Below are 20,836 nucleotides of genomic sequence, written 5' to 3' on the forward strand. Positions count from 1 at the left end.
AAGTATAGATTTATTTTTTTTGACAAACCGAATTACATCGTCGTCTATAGGGTTGTCGGCCTCTATAATCGTATACGCCATTTCGCCTTTTTCTTCGCGGTACAAACGCATAAACGCAATATTTATATCGCAACCACTTAGGCAATTTGTAATATGAGCTACAACACCCTTAACATCTTTTTGCTTGATTAAAATCGTGTAATATTCACCGCTAAATTCAATATCAATCCCATTAATATTGACAATTTTTATATTTCCGCCACCAATAGAAGCGCCCATTACGTTTGTGGTAGTCGCATCTTTGTGTGTTACAACAATATTTACAACATTTGGGTGATGGTCGTTATTACCAGCCAATACAAAGTTATATTTTAGATTGGCAGCATGCTCAAAGGCATCTTTAATGCGAGAATCTTCAGCGTGCATACCGAGCATTCCTGCAACCAACGCCCTATCGGTGCCATGCCCTTTATAAGTTTGGGCAAACGATCCATATAATACAAATGTCACATGAGCTATGTTGTTTCCAACGAGTTTTTTAGCAACTAGAGCAATTTTGAGTGCTCCAGCTGTATGTGAACTCGAAGGACCAATCATATTAGGTCCAATTACATCGAATACACTAATTTCTTTCATATATACTCCTGTTTAGTCAAAGTTTATTACAACACCAGCATAAATTTTAAGAGGATCAAATTCAATTAAAATCCCTGCTTCATCTACGCTATAAGCAAATTTATCACCTTTAACCGAAGTTACCGAAGTTGGGGTTCGATAATCAGTCAATCTAATTTTTAATTCTGCAATTTTGGGAGCTCCATCAACGATGGTAGGTGGATTTTTTCGATAGTCCCGAATGATCTGGTTGTGGGTCATAGGTTATGAAATCTTCATGCTGGGGTTTAGGTAAGCTCCATTGAAGGCATCCAACTATGTCGGCACCAACCGTAAGCCGCGAATCTATTTCTTTGAGTGCCAGACTGACATCGTTGATAAATTTCCAAATTATGTCTGTTCGCCATCGATTATTTGCTCTGGTTGCGCTCCCGAAAGGTAGGTTCGATATTTGGGCAAACGCTTCTTGGCATCTGTCGCAGTAACAAACATCGTTCATCATGCCAGATGATATGTTTTATTCAAAGTTGATTGCTCCTTTTTATTCCAAATTGGTAATAATAACCGCATTATAGCATAATGAAATAGGCAATACAAGTTTCTATGTACAAAAAAAAACTCCATCACTATAGTAGTAACAGAGTTTATGCATCAATTAGTACCTATATCTTTTCCGCCATCTTTGGTATATTTCCATTCGATTTTGTCACCTTCAACAGCTTTAATGTTGTTAGGGCTATCTTCTATAACTTTGCCATTTACATTAAACATCCATCCGCTTGTAGTGCCATTCGCACCAGCTTTGATGCCATCAATCGCTGTTACATATAACGCATTATTTTTTCTGTTATACGTATATTCATAATCTAGATTTTTGTCGTCTAAAGCTTTTTGTAATACGGACCAAACAGTCGAATTTGCATCCACTTTTATAGAAGTTGGAGCAATAATGTCTGTTCCACCAATAGTTGCTCTGCTAACAGATAGAGTAACAGCATCTTTTTCGTCTGGTTGTGCTTGAGAGGTTGTTACTTCGGTTGAGGCAACTGCAACAGCATTAGACTTAAATACTTGCATAGCAGGAACAGCATAAGCCGCATTAATAGCAATCAGTGCTCCTGTAATAATACATACACCAAGTTTTTTACTCATTTGTTCTTTTGCTACAAAGTGTGTAGCTTCTCCTTTTACATATTATTGACATCCTAACAATAGCAAAATCCATTTTTTGTGTCAAGGCTTATGTACTAACAATTATATAAATATGAAAAAACATCCCTACTTTTCAAACTGAAATAGGCAGGGACAAGAGATTTTTTTTATCTATCTATATATGACAGATTCTAAACCAACTGTATGATCGAATTCTGGCATAGGTTCGCCGTTATATTGAAACTGAACTCCATCGATCCACTCTCCGGGATACGCTCTTTGCAAAAAAGTCTCTTCGAGCGAGCGAACAGTAACCAATCCACCAGCAGAACCTTGGAAATAATTATACCAAGAACCTTTATCACCGTCTTGCAAATTGATTGTCACAATTTTTTTGTCATCAACATTTTCAAGATTTACTATATCTATTTCTAGGCCATTAAATGCCTGATCTGAAAGTATAGTCGCAAGATTGTTCATAGCAGTAAGAATATCACCAGAATATTCCACTTTGGAACCGTCAATGGGTACATTAATCATATTGTCATAATCTAGTGTATATGCGTATAAGTCTGCTGTTTGAACACYAGGCATAGMGACMCCTTCAATATTTTCTGTTGTGTCAACAGTAGTGGTATCATGCAGACACCCTGTTAATGCAGCGCTAAATGTAAACGCTAGTAATAATTTTGAAATTTTCTTTTCCATAAAATAAACAGTCCTTTCGAGCTAAATTGCTCGTGTATAATTTATAAGCCACTCGGATTCCTCGTCGGTTAAATACTTGGAAATTTTTTCGAGCACTATTTGATGGTAATTATTAAGCCAAGCCTTTTCTTTTGCAGTCAACATATCTATTTGTATAGCATCGATATCTATTGGAGCTAAAGTTAAAGTCTCGAATTTTAAAAATTGACCATATTCATTTTTGACATCTTTTTCTACAACTATTTCGTTTTCGATACGTATACCATGCGAATTTTCTATATATATCCCAGGTTCATTACTGGTAACCATACCCACTTTTAATACGCAGCTATCATTTCGTTCGGGCACTACCTTCCATCTGATGCCATTGGGGCCTTCATGTACATTTAGCAGATAGCCGATGCCATGGCCCGTACCAGATCGATAATCGATATCGAGCTCCCATATAGGACCGCGCGCCAAAATATCTAGATTAATACCAGTGGCACCTTCTAAAAATTTTGCCATAGATAAATTAATCATACCTCGTAAGACGGCAGTAAAGTGAGTTTTTTGTATGTCAGTAACTTCGCCCAGTGCAATTGTGCGTGTAATGTCTGTTGTTCCTTCAAAATATTGTCCTCCTGAGTCTATCAAATATAGGCCTTTATTTTCAAGGGGGGTAGGGTTAGATAAATCAGTACTATAGTGCATAAGGGCAGCATTAGCGCCATAAGCAGAAATAGTTCCAAAACTTTCTTCTATGAAGCCATCTTGTTCAGCACGTAGTTCAAAGATTTTTTTCTGAGCATCAAGTTCTGTAATTTTAGACGTTTTTACAGTTTCTTTGATCCAATACATAAACTTGGCAATGGCAATACCATCTTTAGCATGAGCCCATCGGATATTGTAAAGCTCGGTTTCATTTTTATGAGCTTTGAAATTTGTTGTAGGTGCAGTCATCTCGATCTTGGCAACGGTATCTGGCAAATTGAAATATAACGCATAATTGATTTTCGCASGGTCCAGTAAAACTCTACCAGATAAAGATTTAGCAAAGTCATAAACATCGTCGTAATTTTTGATGATTATGTTATCTTTGGCAAGTACATCTACAATGGCAGCTGAGAGCTTAGCACTGTCCACAAATAAATAAGCACAATCAAGCGTAACTACAGAATAAGCAAGAATCACTGGAAAATGTGGAATATCATTGCCACGGATATTATATAGCCATGCAACATCATCTAATGTAGTTATAATATGCGCGGCGACATCYTTTTGTGCCATAAAGTCTCTAACACGCAMCAAYTTGGAAGCTGTAGATTCTCCGGAGTATTTTTCATCCAGCAAAAATGCTGTGCCTGCAGGCAAGCTGGGTCTATCCTCCCAAAATGTAGCTACCAAATCTAGATCATATCGAACAGTAGCATGCTTTTCTTCGACCGCTGTTTTTAATTCGATACCAATTTTGGCTCCAACAACRCGACCGTCAAAAGCTAGTACTTCTCCAGCCTTAATCGTGTTTTTGATATACTTAGATAATACTGGTACATCGGGTTCGCCCATTTTAAATAAAGTGATACCGGTTCCTTCTAATTGAGATTGTGCTTGAATAAAATATCTTCCATCAGTGTATAACACAGCAGAGTCTTGAGTAATAACAAGCTCTCCGGCCGACCCAGTAAAATTTGAAATATACTTTCTAACTTGAAAAAAAGCTCCTACATATTCACTACTATGAAAATCAGAAGAAGGRATATAATACATATCAATACCATTCTGCTTCATAGCTTGTCGTAATTTAGTTAATTTGTCCATATAAGCCTCCATTTATAAAATATTAATAAAATGCAATGTTTTAAAATCTTTATCTATATAAAACTTAGAATATTTTTCTGATACTACGCAAAACTCCCTAATTAAATCTTTAGGCGCATCGAAATAATATAACTCTTTCAAAGGAGCATTTAAAATATAGCGTATAGCGTATATTGTTCCTATGTGAAGCTTTATTTTTTTAGTATCTCTAACACAATTATTACATAATAGGCCTCCATCTTCTATCGAAAAAGCGTAACGGGTATGCTTGTCCAAATAATGCAGATCTGTTTCGCAATTGGTGCAGCTATAAACATTTGGTAAATATCCTAGATATTTCATAGCCCTCATTTCAAACACGAATCGAATTAGTTTAGCTGAAAGTCTATGTTTAGTGAGCTCATGTAAAGTGTATAATGTAAGTGTTAATAAATTTTTATTACTAGAGTTTTCCTGCGTAACTTCATTTAAAAATTCTGCAATAAAGCTAGCATAAGATAGAGTGGTGATATCTTGGCGTAAATTGTGGAATGACTTTATTATTTCTACATTTAACAGTTTGTATGTATCTCTAGTCTTTTTTACGCTAAAATTTCCATAAACAAACAATTGAGTGCCAGAAGCTAAACCACGGTTATAATGTTTAGCACCTTTGGCCGAAACATCAATTTTTCCAAATTTATCACCAAAAAGGGCGATATACTTATCACCCTCTCCAACAGTAAACTCCTTAATTACAAGTGCTTTCATACTTAAAATCATTTAGTCACCATCTTCTTCATCCTCATCTTTTTTATTTTCACTATTTTCATGTTCTTTGTAGGCTAAGTAATTCTCAATACTTCCAGTGTCTGTAAAATCTTTCCAATAGTCTGCCATAAGAATACTCCTCCTTCATAACCATAAAATATTACACTGCGTTAAGATAGGATGCACAATTTTATATTATAAAATACAGGAACTTTTTGGGAATCATTCCAGTAAATTCTCTTTACTATACCCGTAATTTTTTAGTAAAAACTCACTATCGCGCCAATTTTTCTTGACTTTAACCCAAAGGCTTAAAAAAATCTTTGAACCCAATAAACGTTCAATATCGCGTCTAGCATGAGTTCCGATACTTTTTATCATTTGACCATTTTTACCAATAATAATTTTTTTATGAGCATCGCGTTCGCAGATTATAGTGGCTTCTATATCTACCATATCACTTTTATCACGCTTGCGCATTGAGCTAATTTCTATGGCAATGCCGTGAGGTATTTCTTTGTCTAAAAGATGCAAAGCTTTTTCGCGAATTAATTCTGCCACAAGCTGTCTTTCTGGTTCATCTGTAATCATATCTTCTGGAAAAAACTTTGGTCCAGCTGGAAGATATTTTGAAATGCAGTGGATAAGCGCATCTACGTTGGTTCCTTCGTAAGCAGAAATCGGAATCACTTCTGCAAAATCCATAGAATCTTTGTAGCATTCAATGCTATCTATTACTTCTTGCGGATCTTTTCCGTCTATTTTATTGATGCATAAAAATACAGCAGAATTGACAGACTTCAGTTTTGAAATGATTTCTTCATCTAATTTTCCGATTCGCGTATCTGTTTCTATTAAAAATAAAATGATATCAACTTCGTTTAGTGTAGTGTGGGCCGCTTTAACCATAAACTTTCCGAGCTCTGTGTTTGGCGTATGGATTCCTGGTGTATCTATAAAGACGGCCTGAAAATCGTTTGTGGTAAGAATAGTACGCACCTGGTGTCTAGTAGTTTGAGGCTTGTTAGACATGATAGCAATCTTTTCACCCACTAATCTGTTCATAAGTGTTGATTTACCAACATTGGCGCGCCCTATTATGGAAATAAATCCCGATTTAAACTCTTTTTTCATTTTTTTCTCCTATTATCTAGTAATTTTAAGTGTTTCTAAAACACAATCTTGCTTAGCAAACATGATTATTTCATCGTCTTCTGTCATATGATCATAGCCCAATAGATGAAAGCAACTATGAGCAATTAAAAAGCAAATTTCTCTTGCCAAAGAATGATTATAAGCTACAGCTTGCTCCTTTGCAATATCTAAGCATATGATAATATCGCCAAGAATTACTACGTCTGCAGAATCTACAAACTCTGATTGCGCTTCAAATTGAGGAAAAGATAGAACATCAGTGTCTCTATCTATTTCTCGAAAATCACGGTTAATAGTTCTTATAGTTTCTTTATCAACTATACTAAGACTGATTTCGATATCATTTGATATATTTTCTAATTTTAAACATTCTTCTATAACTTCTATAATCTTTTGCTCGAGCTTTGGCTCAAGAACAAATAAACCTTCTTGGTCATCTATATCAATGTGCATTTACTTTTTTTCCTTCTTTTCTGGGTATTCTATTCTTTCGTGATACATAGCGTTTAAAGTTCTGGTGAAGCTTTGTATAATCTTTTCTATATCTGATAAAAATAAATTACATTCACTAAGCTCTCCTATATCAAGTTGCTGTTTAACCATTTTGCGAACAAGATCTTCTATAGTAAAATCTGGACCCAATTTATTTTGCATAGAGCGAGTCGTAGCTTCTATAATATCTGCKAGCATTACAAGAGCCGCTTCCTTAGTTTGTGGTCTTGGACCCGGATATGTGAAATCTTCTTCCTTGATGTTTTCTGTACCAGTATTCTGAGCTTTTATATAGAAGTATTGCATAACGCTACATCCGTGATGCTGTAAAATCATATCTTTTACACATTCTGGTAAATTGTATTTAGCAGCAATTTCAACGCCCGTTGTTACATGTGAAATAATGATGTTGGCGCTAGATCGAGGATCGAGTGAATCATGTGGGTTTCTGGATCCTTGATTTTCTTTAAAATAATTACCACAAGTGAGCTTACCAATATCGTGATAATAGCCACCAACGCGAGCTAGTAAGGCATTGGCTCCAATTTCATCAGCCGCTGTTTCGGCTAAATTGCCAACCAATAAACTATGATGATATGTTCCTGTGGCTTCTAATAGTAGTCGCTTTAAAATTGGTTGATTTGGATTTGTAAGTTCTAGTAATTGAAACCGAGTTACAAAATGAAATGCGCTTTCCCATAGGGGTAAGCTTCCACCCACTAAAATTACAGAAAAGACTCCAATACCAACAGCGATTAGCATATTGTAAGCTAAATTGATGGTAAGCGGCATATCAATTAGTAATACCATCGCAATATACACGCTACCATATATAATTCCCAAAAAGCCTGCAACTTTGATCATATCTTTTCGTTCAATCATTTTTACAATAATAAAGACACTCATAATCCCTGTAATAAATTGATACAAGATGGTAGTCATGTCAGCTTTATACATAAGAGAATAGACTACTAAAATTACAAAATGAAATACACAAGCAATTTCTTTATTTAGAAGTAAAGCAATTATCATAGCTCCTATAGCAAGAGGGAATTGAATAAATTGTAGCCCTAGCATAAGTCTTGCCACTATTAGCATCATAATATACAATACAAATAATAAATTTTGTCCTTCTGGAGTTAAAAACGATTTAAAAGCCGTCACTCGCAAAAATGATATAACAAACACATAAAGAATGAGTATCATAATAAAAATACCAATATATGGAACAAAATTATCAATATTATTGGTGCCTATAATACCACTGTCAATTAGTAATTGATAGGATTCTTCTGTTATTTTATTTCCTTTTCCAATAATTTTTTCGCCTTCTTCGACCATAACTGCCGGGACACTAGATCTTTTAATATGGCGAGCCTCTTCGGTGGCGTCTTTATCTAAAACTAAATTTGTTACAAGTTGATTATCTATTATATTGTTAACTAAAGTTTGATAAACTGGCGATATACCAAATTCTAATATCATAGAGTTTATATCAAGCTTTTCGAGATCTTCTGTAGAAACGCCCTTATTRTTATATATCTGTTTAAACAGAGCCAGTATTCGCTCTTCTATTTGAGCTAACGTTTCAGGCGGAATATTCAATAGCATTTCATACTGACTATTAACAAGTGATAAATGAGATTTTTGTTGTAATATTTGTGAGTAGTTTATATTTGTGGCAATATAATTTATTCTAAGTTGTTTTTGAACAGAATCAGGAATCTCTAAAGGAGGGTATTGCATCATAGCAATAATCTCCTCTGTATAATTAAATAATGATTCTGTATCTGATAGTATATTTTGTAAAACTTGTTCATCGATCATATATATATCATCTACTGAATTTGCTGCCAATTGTTTATTATGTTCCGTTAATTTTGTATTTTCGAATTTAAACGGAGCAAAAAAATCCGTAGGTACAACACTACCTATCTGGAATTCTGATTTTCTATCGAATAAATTTCCAGTCACTACTGCTAAAAACGTGAACGCCATACTCAGCCAAATAAATATTGCCCTGGTATTTGATTCCTTTTTCATTTGAACACCCCAAACTTAATGCTATTTTTTTGGACCATTGAGATAAAGTTCATATGCGTCAACAATTTTTTGTACTATAGGGTGTCTAATTACATCATTTCTATCTAAATGACACATCCCAATACCGCTAACATTGCTAAGAACTTTATAAGCTTCAAACAATCCGCTATGTTGATTACTAGGCAAATCGATTTGAGTCATATCCCCAGTAACAACGGTTTTTGAATTAAATCCTAATCTTGTTAAAAACATTTTCATCTGTTGAGGAGTTGTATTTTGAGCTTCGTCTAAAACGATAAAAGCATTATTTAGTGTACGTCCTCTCATATATGCAAGAGGAGCAACTTCTATAAGTCCCTTTTCCATATTTTTATCAAAATTTTCTGGTCCCATAATTTCAAATAATGCGTCATAAAGAGGTCTTAAATAGGGATCAACCTTGCTTTGCAAATCTCCAGGTAAAAATCCAAGTTTTTCACCCGCTTCTATAGCAGGTCGTGTTAGGATGATTTTACTAACTTCGCCACGTTTAAAACTATCGACTGCCATCGCCATCGCAAGATAAGTTTTGCCTGTTCCGGCAGGACCCATTCCAAATACGACCATGTTTTTTTTGATAAGTTCTACATATTTTTGTTGACCACTTGTTTTTGCTTTGATTGGCTTTCCTTGATAAGTAAGAGTTACCACGTTTTGATTCACATGTGTTAAATCTTCTTGACGATTTTTTGTAATGGCTCCCAAAGTGTAATCAACTAGCTGCTCATCAATTTGATCACCTTGTTCTGCAAAGTGTATAAGTTCTTTTATAACATTACTTGCGAGTTTAACGTTTGTTGTTTCGCCTAAAATTTTAATACTTTCACCGCGCATTACAAATGTAACATCTAGTTCTTTCTCTATTTTTACGATGTTACCATCCATATTTCCGAAAATTACAGATACATGATTGGTTGGTATATTAATTTTCTTCTCAATTCCTGCCATATTCACTGCTCCTATTCTACGTTAACTTAATTGAGGTGATGCGAGACTCATTTGGGGCTCGCTATTTATTGGTTGCTCTATGCTGATATCTTCTTCTACTATAGCATTTAATACACCATATACAACACCATCTACTGTGCTATAAGACATTTCTTTTGCTATTATTTTACCAGTTTGACCGATTTTTTTCAACAAATTATCATTTAACGCTCCTTCTAGTTTATCAATAATTTCTGTTTCTGTCCTGGTAGTTATTTGTTTTGTATACGGAACTTGGTCTGTACGTATCCAATAAAACGGAAGAGGAAACATACTGGTAAGTTTTAATTGATTTATTGTAACTAATGTATCTATATTTTCGGTGAACTCGTCTTTAGTACCTAAATTAAATTGAGTATCAAAAAGTTTTATACTATAGGTTGTCTTATAATCTGCTAAATATACTTTTTGATCTTTATCTAGTGGCAAAGAGGCTTCTAATGTGTATGGCGTTCTTGCCACTATGGCGGCATCTGCATTTACATAATAAGCGTCTATTACCAAGTCGCTTTCTAACGTAACTACTCCAGTAACCAATATATCACCCTTTTTAACGGTATCTCCTTTTTTTACAAGAGGGGTTCCCGAATTTGTGGCAATATATGTAATAATTCCATCTCTGGTTGCAACGATATTGGTAGGCTCAGTTTCGTTATGTATTATGGGTTTTGGCACAGCTTCCGTAATTTGAACATTAAGTTTTGTGCCTTGAAAACTAATTCCAGTCCATAATATTTCCTTATGTTGATTAATTAAGTATTGTTCTGCTTCTCTAAGATTTAACTTRTTTTTTAAAACTCCGGTAGTATAACCGCCTTCTCTTAATGTTTGGATGATATCAGTTTCCTCGAGAATATCATTTCCTTCAATTTCTACAAGCCACACAAAAGAAGTTAAAAACCAAAAGAAAGCTACAAATGCAACGCCCCCTATTATAAACACACTTCTTTTTCTATATTTAAAATTAATAAATGGTAGACCACATTTTTCTAAGATTGAAATTCGGCACTTAGCACGAAATACAATGGCTTTTAACTCTTTAAATCCATCCATAGAAGTTTTTAAAACAACTKTATTACCATCAGACTGAGCGTCCCAAAAATAAATGCCTTGATTTAGTGCTCCATTTAGTAGTTTTTCGATCCGTTCTCCACTGATTTCTACTATAACGTATCCTTTTAAATAATTCCATAAGTATACAAACATCTTTTATCTTCCTCCTTGTTTTGGGGAGTGTTAATTTAAATTTACTCCAGATATTTTACCTCGTATTACTATTTCTTCTTTGGTCATACTTTTGGCTAACAAATTTTTTCCTATGATAGAAATAACACCAATCTTGGTTTTAAGTCTAATAATCTCTTGGTTATATTCTATTATACTAGAAAAATTTTCAACTCGTAGGTTATCTTCACCAATGATAGTTATTAGGGGGAGTCCAATTATTGATTCTTCTACTCCATCGATTGATGATATAAAGTTTTTAAACGTTTTGGTTAGTTCTTTTATTGTTAACCGTTGGCTCATAACTTTCCCCTTTCAATACATATTATGCTATATTTAGGACAAGTATTCAAATTAAAATTTATTCCCTTAACTAATTAATACTTATTCCTAAAAATCCAAACATATACTAAAAAATACTTTGGAATGCATAAATAGCACCCCAAAATYGAATTTATTTATGATTTTTGATTTTTGATTTCTTTTTGAATCTTCTTTAACGCTTTTTTAGAACCTCGTGCGATATCTCGTTCTTGCTTACGAATTTTGAAGTCTACAAATAAACTATCTATGTCATAGCCGTCTGGATACAATTTATCTGCTGCGACAATAAGTTTAATTCGTTTGTCATATTCTTTGATAATTTCACCATTATCTTCTATAAAGACCGCAACATTTCTTTCCTTATCTTGTCCTTGATAAACAATACCTTCTATATTTTTATCGAGAAGCAATACTTTGTCTCCCTTTTGGAACTCGACGGTTGTGTATTCAATTTCTATCTTCTTGACTTTGCGTTCTATTTTTTCGAAATTGTAGTTTTTATCTTTAATGTATCCTGCAGCTCTTTCGATAACATGATTTGGTACACCCATTTTTTGGGAAATATATAGCGCATTACTTTTTCCGGATTTTCCTATTACTAATTTATATAATGGCTCAAGAGTTTCTTCGTTGAATTCCATTTTAGCAGTATTAAAATCGGGGTGAGATTTGCTATAATTTTTAATTTCRCCATAATGAGTAGTGACAATAATAGTAGTTTGCTTTTTATACAACTCTTCCAAGATGGCAATGGCAAGTGCCGCTCCTTCGTTTGGATCTGTTCCGCTGCCTAATTCGTCTAATAATACTAGTGTTTGTTTATCGGCTTGCTTTATGATTGTCGCAAGGTTTTTTATATGCGACGAAAATGTGCTTAATGAATTTTCAAGGCTCTGATTATCTCCAATGTCTACAAAAATTTTTGAATAGATAGCAATATGACTATTGTCTTTGGCAGGAATAAATAATCCAAGTTGAGTCATGATTGTCAATAGGCCAACCGTCTTAAGCACTACAGTTTTTCCGCCAGCATTTGGTCCCGTTATTGCTAATGCGCTGTAGGTATCTCCGATTTCTAGATCAAGCGGTATAACATTTCCTTCTAATAGCGGATGTTTTCCTGCAATAATTTTTGTATATCCATCAACGTTGATTTTCGGCATTGCTGCATCTATGGCTATAGCGTACTTACCCTTAGCAAAAATTAAATCATATTCTGCAATGACTTCGACATTAAGTTTGATTTCTTGTAATTTAGAATTAACAATCTCCGTCAGCATTGCTAGTATTTTATATTCTTCTAATTCTTCTTCAGCTTTTAGTGAAATTAGAGCAGAAGTGTGTTTCTGAATAATTTGAGGTTCTATAAAAATAGTATTTCCTTTATTGGATTTATCTATTTGTGTACCAGTTACCTGATTTTTATACGCTGCTTTTACTTGAATAGTAAAACGATCTTGGCGTTTTGTAATAATAGTACTTTCTAAATATTTTTTATTTATAGTTATAAATTTTTGTAATTTTTCTTCTATTTTGCTTTGTTCGATATCTATATGGCGGCGTATACGTTTAAGTTCTTTCGACGCATTGATATCAACTCTACCTTTTGTAATACTTTGATTTATATCGTCTTCAATATTTTTCAAGGCAGTAAGAGATTTGGAATAACTCGCTAAAATAGGTGTGTATGCTTCTTTATCTGCAAAAAAGTTTATCACCTTTCGAACTCCATATAAAAAGTCACTTATTTGAACAAGGTTTGAACAATCTAAAACTATTCCTTTTTCTACTTGTTCTATAATATTTTGAATATTTCCAACACCCTGTAGTGGAATAGTATTTGCAAGCAAACTGATTGCTTCTTTTGTTTCGTCTAAGCGCTTTTGCACCACCTTAATATATGGACTCGGCGACAGTGTGTCGATTAACATCTTGCCTAAAGAACTTGTTGCATAAGTTTTTAAATGTTCTATCAACCTATCATATTCTAATTTATTTTTTATATTCTCATTCATAACTGCTCCTATTGTAAAAAAAAAATAAGTCCCACACCAAAAACATGAGGGACCTATTCTTAAACTAAAATTGTCTATTTTTTTTGCGTGCTGCTTCTGATTTCTTTTTGCGTTTCACACTAGGTTTTTCATAATGTTCTCTTTTGCGAATTTCTTGCATTATTCCAGCTTTTGCACAGTTTCTTTTGAAACGACGAAGAGCGCTATCTAAAGATTCATTTTCGCGAACAGTAACCTCTGACATATATTTTCACTCCCCTCCGGTTGCGGCATTGTGCTTTTAGCATATCTTACGGAGAATTTTTTTAAAGCACTATACAGCATTATACGTGAAAAACCGGATTTAGTCAATAGATAAATTAATTAATTTATAAAAACAATTGTAAAATTATGTAAAAATAACCAAAATAGTCTTTATTAGTATTACAATTATAATAAATATTTTATAAATTATTGTCATCTAGTTCTCAGTTACAAAAGATATGACTCATGCCACCGCAGCTGATGTAAAAGTTACTGTTGCCAATATGACTCATGCCACCGCAGCTGATGCGAAAGTTATGTATATACTTAGTATGACGATTACTATAATTACTACATGCGTGTCGTATGAAAATTTGAATTTTGTTATTCTACAGCAACTCTCTAAGTATAAATATCAAAAGGTACACTAGAGCAATAAAACTCAGGCGTACCCTTTAATTTAGTAAGGTAATTCTTGCCCAGCATTTTTGTAGGCCTCGTTAATAAAATATATTTGAGAGTCCATGGCATCATCGAATTCTTTGCGCACATATTCTCCGGCTGAAGTCATAAATCTGGCTTTTGTATTATCTTTTAGCATCACTTCTAGAGTTTCATAAATATGGTTTTTGATTTTGCTATCATAAATAGGCGCAGCGACTTCAACACGTTTTTCCAAATTTCGGGGCATACAATCTGCAGACGAAATATAGATTTGCATATCATCAGGTTGTCCAAATACATACAATCTGGAGTGCTCTAAAAATCTACCCACAATACTAGTAATGTAAATATTTTCACTAGAATCTTTAATATTTGGTAACAAACAAGATATTCCGCGTATAATCAAATCAATTTTGACACCTGCTCTAGAAGCTTTTACAAGCGCATCGATGATATCTGATTCTGTCAGAGAATTCATTTTCATAATAATACGACCGTTTTGAGTTTGATGTTGCTTTTCAATTTCTCTATCGATTAGTAAAATTAACTTATTTTTGAAGGCAAACGGTGAGACAACAATACATTTATACGTTCCATTTAAATTTTCTGTAGGGATATTCTTAAAAAAGCTATCAATATCTTGCCCGATATTTTGATCAGCAGTCATAAGAGAAAGGTCCGTATAAACTTTGGCCGTAACTTCATTATAATTTCCGGTTCCGATTTGAGAAATATAAGTAATTTCGCCAGAATCTTCCATAAACGAAATTAAACAGACTTTTGAATGAACCTTAAAATATTCAAGTCCAAATATGACGGTACATCCTGCTTCTTTTAATTTCTCAAACCAATTGATGTTGTTGCTTTCATCAAATCTGGCCCGAAGCTCCATAATTACAAATACACTTTTACCATTTTCGGCAGCTCGGCATAAATAATCCACGATTCTTGTTTTGGGGGCCATTCTATAAATTGTAATTTTAATAGATATAACTTTTGGGTCACTTGCAGCTTCTTTTAGCAGTTTTAAGAATGGCATGATGCTTTCGTATGGATAAGATAGCAATAAATCTTGATCCCGAATTTGTTTCATTATGGATTGATTAATATCAATGCTGGGTGATAGCTGCGCCGATATTTTTTTATATGTGATTTTTTCTACAATATCTTTTGGTAACATCTTAAATAAATCTGACACATAGCTAAAATCCATTGGACTGCTAGTAATTAAAAAATACTTCTCAGGCAATTTTAACGATTTTTTTAAAAGCTTCATGGTTTCTTTTTCCAAATCATTTGATAGCTCTAATCGCACCGGAGCCAGTCGACCACGTTTGCGCAGCAATGATTTAATATGATCGACGTAATCTTCGTCTTCATCGTTTATTTCTTCATCTAAATTGATATCAGCATTTCGAGTTAGCCGAATTATACTCGAGTCTAACATCGTAAACTTTTTAAATAGTTTATGAGCAAATTTCAATATCACATATTCTGTTAATATATATCTAGTTTTTTCTGGATTGAGATATATGATTTTGGGATAATTAGARGGRAAGGTTATAATGCCATGTTTAATTTTATTTTCTTTTTGCAGTCGCAAAATAATCGCTTGCATATTGTTATATAACTGCGGAAACGGTGAATGCTTGCTTACAATTGCCGGAGACAAAATAGGTGTTAGGTGCTCGTTAAAATATGCCTTCACTATTTCCATTTCTTCTTTGTTTAAATCTTTAATTTCCAGACCATGGATGCTGTAATCCTTTAGCTGCGTATTAACATCACGATAAATGCTATCCCTTTTTTTGTAGAGATAGCCTAATTTGAGATATATAGCATTCAGTTGATCTTCTGCAGTCATTCCGGTTTTGTCTTTTTTATTTGCATCTGTTATCAGTTGGTCAAACAGTCCTCCAACGCGAATCATCACAAATTCATCTAGATTATTAGAAAATATTGAAATAAATTTTAATCTTTCTCCTATTGGAACAGTCTTATCATCTGCTTCATCTAAAACCCTATCATTGAAATTTAACCAAGATAATTCCCTGTTTTGCATGTAGTTTCTAGTCATAGATTTCTCCTCCAAGCTGATGATACAAATATCCTTCGCGTAAGCCAAAATTACTAACTATAATTTTTTTTGCACTTATATATTTCGTAATTTCCTTAGCTATAATTAGACCAGGGATAGTAGTGTGCAGTCTTTCGGGTGCAACTTTTAGTATCAAATTAGTGCTTGCTTTTTTGTATTCTTGTATAAATTCTAATAAATTATATAGCTCAGCTGTATCAAAAAATTTTCCTTTGACACCATATTTTCTAGCACACATTTTTTTTATTGTACGAAGAGAACCTCCTATTCCTAATATCGTATCAATGCGTTTATTTTGAATAAATTCTACGTCTTGTAGAAGATTGCGGACATGTTCACACATAGATTTCTGCTCTTTTTTATTGGGTATAATATCATTAACAAACATTGAATATAGAGATAAAGATCCTATTGGCAAGCTAATGCAGTCAACTTCCTGCCCATCTACATATTCTAACAATTCGGTGCTTCCACCACCAATATCGATAAGTAGACCTGTTTTTAACTTATTGCTTTTTGAGGCCCCCAAAAACCCCAGCTCAGCCTCCATTTTGCCAGATAGTAAATCTATCTCAAAGCCTGTTCGTTTTTCAATTTCAGCAACCACCTCGACGCTGTTTGTAACATTTCTAAGAGATGCGGTTGAAAATACAAATAATTGTTTCACATTGATAATCGATAACGTATTCTTAAACATATTGAGTGTATTTGAAGCTATATTAACCCCAGATTGAGTTAGTTCTCCGTTTTTGCGATATCCTGCTAACCCAACAGTTTCTTTAGTATTTAATAAACGTACAAAATCATTGCCCTCTTTACGGTAAATACATAATCTAATAGTGTTAGACCCTAAATCTATAACTGCATACTCCATTTTCACTCACTCCCTTTGGTTGTATTTTGCGTAATTCATTGCKTTCTTATCCATAAAATTTTTTATTATGAATACAAAATTAAAAGCAACCACAAGTGAAAGTTTGCGGTTGCTCATGTTTTTCTATAAATTAGGTAGATTTGGTAAGCCCGTCTGCATATAATTGAGACAATTCATATCAGCTCTCAGGTTATACCATGGCTTTGGCATTTCATCTTCTTCTAGATAGATTTTATATGGTATTGTTGCCATTTTTTTCCTTCTAAATTTGTTATTAGCCACTTAATCGACTAACATGTGAATAACTTACGTAATATCGGGTATACTTTGCCATATATTGCAAGGTATGGAGGACGAATTATGAAACTCTTAATTTATATAATTACATTTATAATGATTGCTCCAAATTTATTAGCAAAGCCTGTAATTAAACGCACCGAATTTTTGAGAAATACATTCGTAACAATTGCCGTCTATGATGACAGACATGAAGAGGTTATCGATAATTGTTTTGCTCTCTTACACTCACTAGATGATAAGCTGATTCAACAAACCTCTCTTGTAGACAAAGAGCTCTCGCCAGAAATTTTTTATCTAATAGAAAGAGGACTCTATTATAGCAATTTAACAAAAGGCGCCTTTGACATTACTATCGCACCTCTCAGTACATTATGGCAAAGAGGAGTTCCAACAAATCCAGAAATATTAGCAGCTCTCAATTTGGTAAATTATAAAAATGTATTCGTAAATAAGGCTGCTCGCACTGTAACTTTTCAATACGAAAATATGCAATTAGATTTTAATAGCATTGCAAAAGGATATCTAACAGATTTAGTCTGTCAGGAGTTACAAATGGCTGGTGTTGAAGACGCTCTCATTAATATTGGAGGCAATATATATGTTATAGGCAGCAAAAACATTGCAATATACATTCAAGATCCATTTGCACACGTCGGCGAAGCTTTTGCTGCCATATTTTTAAACAATGAATCGATGGTAACTTCCGAAGTTTATGACCAAACATACATTTTAAATACCAAAACAGGATACCCGCTTGTCAATAACTTAGCAAGTGTTAGTGTTATTGGTATCAATTCTTTAGAGTGTGACTGCTTATCCACCGCTGCCTTTGCCATGGGGCTCGAAGATGGTCTCAATTTTATAGAAAATTTGCCTGCAACAGAAGCGATTTTTGTGACCAAAGACAAAAAAGTTTTCACAACTTCCGGAATCACTCTGAACATTATTAACCCCAATTATGAACTACACTAATCTGGTAAATTAGACAAAACATTTTCACAAACTAAAATTTTTAGGAGGAATTTACATGCAAAGATATTTTAACTTTTCAGCAGGGCCAAGTATGCTTCCGTTAGAAGTATTAGAGGAAGCGCAGAAAGAATTTGTTTGCTATGCAGATAGCGGAATGTCTGTAATGGAAATGAGTCATCGCTCAAAAGTTTATGAGGATATAATTTTTACTGCAGAAACTAATTTACGCGAATTGATGCACATTCCAGATAACTATAGCGTAATGTTTTTACAAGGAGGAGCAAGCACGCAATTTGCTATGGTACCGCTAAACTTGTTAGTCGGTTCCAAAAAAGCTGATTATGTCAATACGGGGCAGTGGAGCAAAAGGGCCATTGCAGAAGCCAAGAAATATGGTTCGGTTAATGTTGTTGCCTCTTCTGAAGATACGGTTTTTAACCATATTCCAGCTTTGCCTGCAACGATTTTTGATAAAGATGCAGATTACGTATATTTAACTCTGAATAATACCATTTATGGAACGCATATACCAAATGATAAATTGCCAGATACAAACGGCGTGCCTTTGGTTGGAGATATGAGCTCAAATATTTTGGCTGAGCCATACGATATTTCTAAATTCGGAATCGTGTTTGCAGGTGCGCAAAAAAATCTTGGACCAGCAGGGGTAACTATCGCCATCGTACGCAATGACCTGATCGGCAAGCACCAAGATATCACTCCAACAATGTTGCAATATAGCACGCATGCAGCCGAAAAGTCTTTGTATAACACCCCGCCAACATACTCCATATACTTTGCAGGATTGGTATTTAAGTGGGCTAAAAAATTGGGCGGCATCGACTATATGTATGCGCTCAACAAGAAAAAAGCTGCTATTTTATATGATTATTTAGACAACAGCAAATTGTTTAAAGGTACTGTTAGACCTGAAGATAGATCGTTGATGAATGTTCCGTTTGTTTTGCCAACAAAAGAATTAGATGCTAAATTTATCAAGCAGGCCGAGTCTTTGGGGTTTGTCAATTTAAAAGGTCACAGAACAGTTGGCGGAATGAGGGCTTCTATCTATAATGCCATGCCAATAGAAGGTGTAGAAAAGTTAGTTGCGCTTATGAAAACTTTTGAGGAGGAAAATTAAATGTTCAATATTCTGACATTAAATGAAATTTCTAATAAAGGTACTGATAAATTAAAAAATACAGATTTTGTTGTCACGCCCGATGCTCTTGCTCCGGAAGCAATCATGGTTAGAAGCGCATCAATGCATAATATGGAATTAGCCCCTAATTTGCTAGCGATATCTCGTGCTGGGGCTGGGACAAATAATATTCCAATCGAAAAATGTACCGAACAAGGAATTGTCGTATTTAACACTCCCGGAGCTAATGCAAACGCTGTAAAAGAGCTGACACTGGCTGGCTTATTGCTAGCGTCGCGCGAAATTATTGCGGGTACAACATGGACACAAACGTTAGCTGCCGAAGCCGACATAGCTGCAGTTGTAGAAAAGGGCAAGAAAGCATTTATTGGACCGGAAATATCTGGCAAAACGCTTGTGGTAGCTGGTCTTGGAGCCATCGGAGTTCTAGTTGCTAACGCTGCGTTATCGCTGGGTTTAAAAGTAATTGGCTATGATCCATATCTATCTGTTACCTCTGCGCTCCTCATAAATAATGGTGTAAAAATCGTAGAAAATCTGGACAAAGCAATTGGTCAAGCAGATTATCTTACTCTACATGTTCCGTATCAGGCCTCTACCAAATATATGTTCAATCAGGCGATGTTCGAAAAAATTAAACCTGGCTGTAGAATTTTAAATTTTTCAAGAGGAGAATTAGTAGACAACACGGCATTAATCGCTGCGTTAGACCTTGGCATCGTTGCCAAATACGTAACAGATTTTCCAACAGCCGAGCTGCTCAATCTTCAAAATGTAATCTGCATTCCTCACTTGGGCGCATCAACTCCAGAAAGCGAAGAAAACTGTGCCGAAATGGCTGCAACAGAATTAGCCGCATTTCTAAAATATGGTGTCATCAAAAATTCTGTAAACTTCCCAACGTGCGAATCACCATATATCAATAAGCCACGCATCACACTGATCCATAAAAACATTCCGAAAATGGTTGGTCAGGTCACCAATATTCTTGCAGATGAAAATTTGAACATCGACAATATGATCAACAAATCTCGCGGCGAAATAGCATACACAGTGGTAGATCTTGACAGCCTCAACGATGCGCCAAAAATAATTTCGCTATTGGAGCAGATTCCAGGAATGGTAAAAGTCAGATTAATCTAAAAAGTAGCTAATGGATTTGATGTCATCGCAACTGGTGCAAAAGTTGGTGATGCGAAATTTGATGCAATAATAAAAGCAGCCATAGACACCGTTGTGAAAGGTGCTACAACTGCAAAAACTGCCGAAGCTGCAGTGCTAGAAGTCGCATCAACTCCAGAAAGCGAAGAAAACTGTGCCGAAATGGTGGCAACAGAATTAGTCGCATTTCTAAAATATGGTGTCATCAAAAATTCTGTAAACTCCCCAACGTGCGAATCGCCATGATGATCTTGACAGCCTCAACGATGCGCCAAAAA

23 protein-coding genes are annotated in these 20,836 nt (G+C 34.6%); 4 read left to right on the plus strand and 19 right to left on the minus strand.

Annotated features, from left to right (window positions below; genetic code table 11):
- From sdaAB to rpsU, 15 genes are all read right to left on the minus strand, one after another.
- A partial coding sequence (gene sdaAB, locus EPU_RS08710; RefSeq protein WP_010168511.1) for an L-serine ammonia-lyase, iron-sulfur-dependent subunit beta occupies positions 1 to 636 on the minus strand: 636 nt, incomplete at its 3' end.
- A gap of 12 nt (positions 637 to 648) precedes the next feature.
- Positions 649 to 876, minus strand: a complete 228-nt coding sequence (locus EPU_RS08715) for a hypothetical protein (protein ID WP_010168512.1) — start codon at positions 874 to 876, stop codon at positions 649 to 651.
- 390 nt (positions 877 to 1,266) lie between these two features.
- Entirely contained in the window at positions 1,267 to 1,767 is a 501-nt protein-coding gene (locus tag EPU_RS08720; RefSeq protein WP_010168515.1) for a DUF4430 domain-containing protein, read from the minus strand.
- 171 nt (positions 1,768 to 1,938) lie between these two features.
- The gene (locus tag EPU_RS08725; RefSeq protein WP_010168517.1) at positions 1,939 to 2,475 is read right to left on the minus strand and encodes a hypothetical protein; all 537 of its coding nucleotides are present in this window, start codon (positions 2,473 to 2,475) and stop codon (positions 1,939 to 1,941) included.
- Positions 2,476 to 2,496: 21 nt separating this feature from the next.
- Positions 2,497 to 4,275 carry an aminopeptidase P family protein gene (locus tag EPU_RS08730; protein ID WP_029488279.1) on the minus strand — a complete coding sequence of 593 codons (1,779 nt, stop codon included), beginning with the start codon at positions 4,273 to 4,275 and terminating at the stop codon, positions 2,497 to 2,499.
- Between the two features lie 12 nt (positions 4,276 to 4,287).
- Positions 4,288 to 5,037 carry a DNA repair protein RecO gene (gene recO / locus EPU_RS08735; RefSeq protein ID WP_010168519.1) on the minus strand — a complete coding sequence of 250 codons (750 nt, stop codon included), beginning with the start codon at positions 5,035 to 5,037 and terminating at the stop codon, positions 4,288 to 4,290.
- Complete coding sequence (locus EPU_RS13265; RefSeq protein WP_010168520.1) at positions 5,038 to 5,154, minus strand: YqzL family protein; 117 nt, start codon at positions 5,152 to 5,154, stop codon at positions 5,038 to 5,040.
- A 93-nt stretch (positions 5,155 to 5,247) separates the two neighbouring features.
- Positions 5,248 to 6,159 (minus strand): GTPase Era, encoded by a 912-nt coding sequence (era, locus tag EPU_RS08745; protein ID WP_010168521.1) that lies wholly within the window; start codon positions 6,157 to 6,159, stop codon positions 5,248 to 5,250.
- A gap of 12 nt (positions 6,160 to 6,171) precedes the next feature.
- Positions 6,172 to 6,633, minus strand: a complete 462-nt coding sequence (gene ybeY, locus EPU_RS08750; protein ID WP_010168522.1) for an rRNA maturation RNase YbeY — start codon at positions 6,631 to 6,633, stop codon at positions 6,172 to 6,174.
- On the minus strand, positions 6,634 to 8,715 hold the full coding sequence (locus EPU_RS08755) for an HD family phosphohydrolase (protein WP_029488280.1): 2,082 nt from the start codon (positions 8,713 to 8,715) through the stop codon (positions 6,634 to 6,636).
- 21 nt (positions 8,716 to 8,736) lie between these two features.
- Complete coding sequence (locus EPU_RS08760; protein ID WP_010168524.1) at positions 8,737 to 9,702, minus strand: PhoH family protein; 966 nt, start codon at positions 9,700 to 9,702, stop codon at positions 8,737 to 8,739.
- 21 nt (positions 9,703 to 9,723) lie between these two features.
- Positions 9,724 to 10,947, minus strand: coding sequence for a sporulation protein YqfD (gene yqfD / locus EPU_RS08765; protein WP_029488281.1), 1,224 nt, complete (start codon positions 10,945 to 10,947; stop codon positions 9,724 to 9,726).
- Positions 10,948 to 10,977: 30 nt separating this feature from the next.
- A complete protein-coding gene (locus EPU_RS08770) occupies positions 10,978 to 11,268 on the minus strand; it encodes a YabP/YqfC family sporulation protein (RefSeq protein ID WP_010168526.1) in 291 nt (96 codons plus the stop codon).
- A gap of 155 nt (positions 11,269 to 11,423) precedes the next feature.
- Positions 11,424 to 13,304 (minus strand): endonuclease MutS2, encoded by a 1,881-nt coding sequence (locus EPU_RS08775; RefSeq protein ID WP_010168527.1) that lies wholly within the window; start codon positions 13,302 to 13,304, stop codon positions 11,424 to 11,426.
- A 64-nt stretch (positions 13,305 to 13,368) separates the two neighbouring features.
- Positions 13,369 to 13,548, minus strand: coding sequence for a 30S ribosomal protein S21 (gene rpsU, locus EPU_RS08780; protein ID WP_010168528.1), 180 nt, complete (start codon positions 13,546 to 13,548; stop codon positions 13,369 to 13,371).
- Positions 13,549 to 13,786: 238 nt separating this feature from the next.
- Between rpsU and EPU_RS13655 the strand changes: the two genes are divergently transcribed.
- The gene (locus EPU_RS13655) at positions 13,787 to 13,978 is read left to right on the plus strand and encodes a hypothetical protein (RefSeq protein ID WP_010168530.1); all 192 of its coding nucleotides are present in this window, start codon (positions 13,787 to 13,789) and stop codon (positions 13,976 to 13,978) included.
- Between the two features lie 29 nt (positions 13,979 to 14,007).
- Here the strand turns inward: EPU_RS13655 and ppk1 are convergent, their stop codons facing one another.
- From ppk1 to EPU_RS14425, 3 genes are all read right to left on the minus strand, one after another.
- A complete protein-coding gene (gene ppk1 / locus EPU_RS08785) occupies positions 14,008 to 16,068 on the minus strand; it encodes a polyphosphate kinase 1 (protein ID WP_044149921.1) in 2,061 nt (686 codons plus the stop codon).
- Positions 16,061 to 16,963 (minus strand): Ppx/GppA phosphatase family protein, encoded by a 903-nt coding sequence (locus tag EPU_RS08790; RefSeq protein WP_010168534.1) that lies wholly within the window; start codon positions 16,961 to 16,963, stop codon positions 16,061 to 16,063. Before EPU_RS08790 ends, ppk1 begins: the two co-directional genes overlap by 8 nt.
- Positions 16,964 to 17,086: 123 nt before the next feature.
- Positions 17,087 to 17,215, minus strand: a complete 129-nt coding sequence (locus EPU_RS14425; protein WP_010168536.1) for a hypothetical protein — start codon at positions 17,213 to 17,215, stop codon at positions 17,087 to 17,089.
- 108 nt (positions 17,216 to 17,323) lie between these two features.
- Between EPU_RS14425 and EPU_RS08800 the strand changes: the two genes are divergently transcribed.
- From EPU_RS08800 to EPU_RS08810, 3 genes are read left to right on the plus strand one after another with little or no spacing between them, the layout of a single operon-like run.
- Positions 17,324 to 18,235, plus strand: coding sequence for an FAD:protein FMN transferase (locus tag EPU_RS08800; RefSeq protein ID WP_010168538.1), 912 nt, complete (start codon positions 17,324 to 17,326; stop codon positions 18,233 to 18,235).
- Positions 18,236 to 18,290: 55 nt separating this feature from the next.
- A complete protein-coding gene (serC, locus tag EPU_RS08805) occupies positions 18,291 to 19,376 on the plus strand; it encodes a 3-phosphoserine/phosphohydroxythreonine transaminase (protein ID WP_010168539.1) in 1,086 nt (361 codons plus the stop codon).
- On the plus strand, positions 19,377 to 20,540 hold the full coding sequence (locus EPU_RS08810) for a phosphoglycerate dehydrogenase (protein ID WP_010168541.1): 1,164 nt from the start codon (positions 19,377 to 19,379) through the stop codon (positions 20,538 to 20,540).
- Here EPU_RS08810 and EPU_RS14480 read toward each other — a convergent pair.
- Complete coding sequence (locus tag EPU_RS14480; RefSeq protein ID WP_156778419.1) at positions 20,537 to 20,767, minus strand: hypothetical protein; 231 nt, start codon at positions 20,765 to 20,767, stop codon at positions 20,537 to 20,539. The genes EPU_RS08810 and EPU_RS14480 overlap by 4 nt on opposite strands.
- Positions 20,768 to 20,836 lie beyond the last annotated feature (69 nt).

Origin of the sequence: Candidatus Epulonipiscium viviparus, from assembly GCF_000171335.1 — a bacterium.
Classification (GTDB): domain Bacteria; phylum Bacillota; class Clostridia; order Lachnospirales; family Cellulosilyticaceae; genus Epulonipiscioides; species Epulonipiscioides viviparus.

Bases quoted from the DNA above. Each gene is read 5' to 3' on its own strand.
- ybeY (WP_010168522.1), bottom strand. From the start codon at position 6,633: ATGCACATTGATATAGATGACCAAGAAGGTTTATTTGTTCTTGAGCCA.
- EPU_RS08760 (WP_010168524.1), bottom strand. From the start codon at position 9,702: ATGGCAGGAATTGAGAAGAAAATTAATATACCAACCAATCATGTATCT.
- EPU_RS08715 (WP_010168512.1), bottom strand. From the start codon at position 876: ATGACCCACAACCAGATCATTCGGGACTATCGAAAAAATCCACCTACC.
- era (WP_010168521.1), bottom strand. From the start codon at position 6,159: ATGAAAAAAGAGTTTAAATCGGGATTTATTTCCATAATAGGGCGCGCC.
- rpsU (WP_010168528.1), bottom strand. From the start codon at position 13,548: ATGTCAGAGGTTACTGTTCGCGAAAATGAATCTTTAGATAGCGCTCTT.
- recO (WP_010168519.1), bottom strand. From the start codon at position 5,037: ATGATTTTAAGTATGAAAGCACTTGTAATTAAGGAGTTTACTGTTGGA.
- EPU_RS08770 (WP_010168526.1), bottom strand. From the start codon at position 11,268: ATGAGCCAACGGTTAACAATAAAAGAACTAACCAAAACGTTTAAAAAC.
- EPU_RS08810 (WP_010168541.1), top strand. From the start codon at position 19,377: ATGTTCAATATTCTGACATTAAATGAAATTTCTAATAAAGGTACTGAT.
- EPU_RS08790 (WP_010168534.1), bottom strand. From the start codon at position 16,963: ATGGAGTATGCAGTTATAGATTTAGGGTCTAACACTATTAGATTATGT.
- EPU_RS08720 (WP_010168515.1), bottom strand. From the start codon at position 1,767: ATGAGTAAAAAACTTGGTGTATGTATTATTACAGGAGCACTGATTGCT.
- EPU_RS08800 (WP_010168538.1), top strand. From the start codon at position 17,324: ATGAAACTCTTAATTTATATAATTACATTTATAATGATTGCTCCAAAT.
- EPU_RS14425 (WP_010168536.1), bottom strand. From the start codon at position 17,215: ATGGCAACAATACCATATAAAATCTATCTAGAAGAAGATGAAATGCCA.
- EPU_RS13265 (WP_010168520.1), bottom strand. From the start codon at position 5,154: ATGGCAGACTATTGGAAAGATTTTACAGACACTGGAAGTATTGAGAAT.
- serC (WP_010168539.1), top strand. From the start codon at position 18,291: ATGCAAAGATATTTTAACTTTTCAGCAGGGCCAAGTATGCTTCCGTTA.
- EPU_RS13655 (WP_010168530.1), top strand. From the start codon at position 13,787: ATGACTCATGCCACCGCAGCTGATGTAAAAGTTACTGTTGCCAATATG.